Genomic DNA, 4,673 nt, shown 5'->3' with positions numbered 1-4,673 from the left:
TTCAAGCGCCGCCGTTTTCCGGTCGCGATCATCCTGCTGTGCGCGCGCTGGTACTGCAAGTACGGGATCAGCTACCGCGATGTGGCGGAAATGATGTGCGAGCGCGGTATCAGCGTCCATCCGAGCACGATCTTTCGTTGGGTCCAACGCTATGCCCCGGAGATTGAGAAGCGGATGCGGCCCTGCCAAGGACATCGTGCAGGTCCGTGGCGAGTGGATGAGATGTACGAGTGGGCGGACGCTGGCGATATTTGTTCCGAGCGGTCGATAAACATGGTCGACTGATCGACTCCATGCTGGCTGGTCGGCGTGATACTGGAGCGGCTTATCGCTTCCTGCGCAAGGCTCTGAAGACAATGAGCGATTATCGGCCGTCCTCGATCACGACTGACAAACTGGCATCTTACCCGAAGGCAATCCGGCGCTTGCAGAATGAAGGGTTGCTATCGAAAGATGTCGAGCATCGGACGTCAAAGTACTTGAACAACATCATCGAAGCGGATCACGGTGCACTTAAGCGAGTGATCCGTCCGACTCGCGGCTTTCAGACGATGACAACTGCAGCGGCGACCCTGAAGGGTTTTGAGATCATGCGCATGATCCGCCGCGGTCATTACAACAAGCGGGGATGGCGAGCGATAGGCGAAATCCGTCTGGTCAATCAGCTCTTCGGTCTTGCTGCCTAAGCGGCCCGTGAAACTGGGTCCATTATGCGGTTTTCAAGTTACTGCAACGATGCCCCGATCCGGGCCACAACTGACCTGACCCTGCTTCGGCGCTGATTTGCATGTCTCATCCATTCCAAGTGCCTGGGGTGGACCTCAGACGAGAGCGCCCGTGCGCCAATCCAAGGCGCTGGCCCTAGCCAGGAGACAGAGTCCCCGAACCCGGAACCGCAGGCCGAGGCCCAGCATCCGCTTCGCGGCTCCCGGCCAGCCGGTCTCGGCGATGGTGGACGCCAAAGCGATCAGGTGGCGGGCCATGCACTCCTGCCTGTGAGCGTGCCTGGCCAATTCGCGGCGGTGATGCCATGCCACCAGCCGGAGCCGTCGTGTCGCCATGCCTGCCTCCCAGTTGGGCGGGGAATCCTTCCGTCCCCCTGCTGCCCCAATCGAACAGTAGCGTAGCCTCGTAAGCCTGAACGGGAGCTAAGGATGATCGGCGTCCGGCGCAGCATTGCCGTCTTGCTGTCGATGGGTCTATCGCTCTTAGCAGCGGGGAGCGTCCGAGCCGCGACCGAGGTCGATCTCGCGCTCGTGCTGGCCGTCGACGTCTCCCAATCCATGGAGCCGGACGAGCAGGAGTTGCAGCGGGAAGGCTATGTCGAAGCCTTCCGCTCCCCGGAGGTCCAGCGCGCGATCCGTCAGGGTCTGCTCGGGCGCATCGCCGTGACCTATGTGGAGTGGTCCGGGATGGAGGAACAACAGATCATTGTTCCCTGGACGGTGGTCGAGCAGCCCGAGGATGCGCTCGATTTCGCCGAGCGCCTGGCGCGGAGCCCGATCAACCGGGTGGGGTATACATCCATTTCCGGGGCCATTGATTTCAGCATTGGGCTGCTGCGCGAGAGCGGTGTCGACCCTGCCCGCCGGGTCGTCGACATCTCAGGCGACGGGCCGAACAACCAGGGCCGCTCCGTGACCGAGGCCCGCGACGAGGCCATCGGTGCAGGCATCACGATCAATGGCCTGCCCATCCTGCTGAAAGACCCCAGCGGGGCTTGGGACATCGAGAACTTGGACCTGTACTATCGCGATTGCGTCATCGGCGGTCCCGGCGCCTTCATGATCCCGGTGCACGGGCGGCACCAGTTCGTCGAGGCGATCAGGACCAAGATCGTCCGCGAGGTCTCGGGCCGAGCACCGCCGGGCACGCTGGTTCAGCCCGCCCAGAACCCGTCCGCGGGGCATTGCTCCACGGGCGAGCCGCGCCCCTCGCGGCCCTCGGGCGGCTAGAGGACCTGGGCTAGAGCCACCCGCGCCGGCGGAAGTGCCCGTAGAGCCAGCCGCATGCTGCAGCGATGACCGCCAGCACGACGGCGTAGCCGTACTTCCAATGCAGCTCGGGCATGACGTCGAAGTTCATGCCATAGATCCCCGCCACGGCCGTAGGCACCGCCAGGATGGCCGCCCAGGCCGCGAGCTTGCGGGTGATCTCGTTCTGCTGGGATTGGCCCGTCATCAGGCTGGCCTCGAAGGTGAACGCCAGCACCTCACGCAAGGACTCGATCTCCTCCTGCACCCGCCGGATATGGTCCGAGACATCCCGGAACAGGGGGTACATCGCGGGATCAATGGCGGGTAGACCCGGCTGCTCCAAGCGCCGGCAGACGTCCACCAGCGGATGGCGGCAAAGCGCAGGCGCAGCAGGTCCCGGCGGAGCTGATAAATCCGGCCGACCTGGTGCTGGGACGCGGGCGCGGCCAGAATGCTGTCCTCGATTGCCTCGACCTCAGCCTGGATGGTCTCGATCACCGGCATGTAGTTGTCGACGATGAAGTCGAGAATGGCATAGAGGATGAAATCGTCGCCAGCCGACAGCGCCGTCGGGGATGCCTCGCAGCGCTCGCGCACCAGGGTATAGGTCGTCGAGGCCCCATGCCGGACGGAGACCACGTAGCCCTTCCCGATGAACAGGTGGGTCTCGCCGAAAGCGATGCGCCCGTCGAGCATCTGCGCGGTTCGCGCGACGATGAACAGCGCCTCGCCATATTGTTCGAGCTTGGGCCGCTGTTGGGCCTTGAGCGCATCCTCGATGGCCAAGTCATGCAGGCCGAACTGTGCCTGCACCGCCCTCAGAACATCGAGACCTGGCTCGTGCAGGCCGATCCAGACCACGTGCCCCGGCTTATGTGCCCAATCGCCGGCTTCCCCGATGGGGATGTCGGCCACGCGCCGGCCGCCCCCATAGGCGGCCGAGGCCACCACGCCGGGGATGCTTTCGGGCTGAACCGTCACCAGCTTGAAAGACTTCGCCATGACAATTCAACGCCTCAGCAGTCGTGCGGTGCCGAAGCAGAACGAGGCGATGGATCAGGCGGATGCTAGGGCCGAGCATGCCTGATGGTCGGCCGCGTCTCTCGGCAGCGGCCGAAGTCGCAACGTCCGGACTGGGCCAGAAGCCGCGCCTCCCTGCGCTTTCGGAACGTCCGGTTACGCGGTAACCGGGGCATTTTCGGGGGCAGGGATTCCGCCAAACGGGCATTCGTGATTCAATCCAGGCATGAGCGCGCCCGGTGGTTCCGCCCAGCCCCTGTCCTCGACGGCTCTGCGCCGGCTCGTTGCGGATCTGGCCGGCAAGATCGATCGACTGGAGCACGAGGTCGAGCAGCTGCGCCTCGCCAACAGCAACTTGCGCCTCGAGAACCAGGCCCTGAAGGACGAGATCGCCCGGCTCAAGCACCTGCCGCCGCGCCCACCCTTCAACCCCTCCGGCATGGAGAAAGCCACCCAGCCGCGCCCTGCTGGTCCAGGCCGGCGTCCCGGGCGCGGCGCCAAACGGGATCGGGTCACCCGCGAGGTCACGATCCCGGTCGAGGCTCCGCCCGGCTCGCGCTTCAAAGGCTACAAGACGGTCGTGCATCGGGATCTGGTGCTGGTTGCCGAGGTGGTGCGCTACAAACGGGAACGGTGGGTGACACCCGAGGGCCAGACCCTCATCGCGCCGCTGCCGATTGGCATCACCGGCGGGTTCGGACCCAATGTGCGGCGGTTCTGCCTCGCCCTGCACACGCAAGGCCAGGTGACCACCGAGCGCCTGACCGATCTGCTGAACGGTATTGGCCTGGCGATCTCCAAGCGCGAGGTCGTCCGTCTGCTCACCTCAGATCTGGAGCTGTTCGAACAGGAAGATCGTGCGATCCTGCAGGCCGGCCTGGTCTCGTCGCCTTACCTCACCGTCGATGATACCGGGGCGCGCCATGCCCGCCGTCCCGCGGTGACCACCCAGATCGGCGGCGAGCGCTTTTGCGTCTTCCGCACCAGCCGGTCGAAATCGCGCCTGAACTTCCTGACGCTGCTGCGGGGTGGCTGCGAGGACTACGTCGCCAACGAGGCCGCGCTGGACTATCTGCGCCGGCAGCCGGTCGAGGCCGCCGTGATCGCCCGGTTGAGCCAGCTCCAGGACCAGGTGTTCAGCTCGCAGATGGAGTGGTGGCAGCATCTGCTGCGCTGCTCGATCAACATCTTCGACCGGCCTCTGCTTCGGCTACTGGATGAAGCCGCCACCTGGGGCGCGCTCCGGCATCACGGGCTGATGGCCAACACCGTCGTGGTCTCCGACGATGCCGGGCAGTTCCGGGTTGCTCAGCACGCCCTATGCTGGATCCATGCGGAGCGCCACCTGCAGAAGCTGATGCCGGCCTCACCCAAGCAGGCCAATGCCGTTGAGCTGGTCCGCGAGGCGATCTGGTGTTTTTATCGCGGTCTGAAGCTGTGGAAGCAGAGCCCCTCGCCAGGTGGGGAGCGGGCCTTCCGGCGGCAGTTCGACAAGATCTTTGGCCTGCGCACGGGCTACCAGGAGCTCGACGAACTGCTCGCCCGTCTGGCACGGCGCAAGGGCGAACTGCTGCGGGTGCTCGAGCGTCCCGAGATCCCGCTGCACACCAATGCCTCCGAGAACGACCTGCGCGCCTGGGTGATCAAGCGCAAGATCTCCGGTGGCACCATGAGCGC

General features: G+C 64.9%; 3 protein-coding genes and 2 pseudogenes. 3 read left to right on the top strand and 2 right to left on the bottom strand.

Annotation, left to right across the window (positions count from 1 at the left end):
- Positions 1-686 (top strand): annotated as a pseudogene (locus DDF70_RS35470) (IS6 family transposase); the annotation flags it as partial.
- A 135-nt stretch (positions 687-821) separates the two neighbouring features.
- Here the strand turns inward: DDF70_RS35470 and DDF70_RS35465 are convergent.
- Positions 822-1,061, bottom strand: a complete 240-nt coding sequence (locus DDF70_RS35465; protein WP_114949167.1) for a hypothetical protein — start codon at positions 1,059-1,061, stop codon at positions 822-824.
- 93 nt (positions 1,062-1,154) lie between these two features.
- On the opposite strand from DDF70_RS35465, the gene DDF70_RS35460 reads away from it, so the two are divergent.
- Positions 1,155-1,955 carry a DUF1194 domain-containing protein gene (locus DDF70_RS35460; RefSeq protein ID WP_114949166.1) on the top strand — a complete coding sequence of 267 codons (801 nt, stop codon included), beginning with the start codon at positions 1,155-1,157 and terminating at the stop codon, positions 1,953-1,955.
- A 10-nt stretch (positions 1,956-1,965) separates the two neighbouring features.
- Here DDF70_RS35460 and corA read toward each other — a convergent pair.
- A pseudogene (gene corA, locus DDF70_RS35455) lies at positions 1,966-2,978 on the bottom strand (magnesium/cobalt transporter CorA).
- Positions 2,979-3,222: 244 nt separating this feature from the next.
- On the opposite strand from corA, the gene DDF70_RS35450 reads away from it, so the two are divergent.
- Positions 3,223-4,673: IS66 family transposase (locus DDF70_RS35450; protein ID WP_114949165.1), on the top strand; the 1,451-nt coding region annotated here is incomplete at its 3' end.

The organism is Microvirga calopogonii, from assembly GCF_003347665.1.
GTDB classification, from domain to species: domain Bacteria; phylum Pseudomonadota; class Alphaproteobacteria; order Rhizobiales; family Beijerinckiaceae; genus Microvirga; species Microvirga calopogonii.
This window is presented reverse-complemented; position numbering and strand designations above follow the sequence as displayed.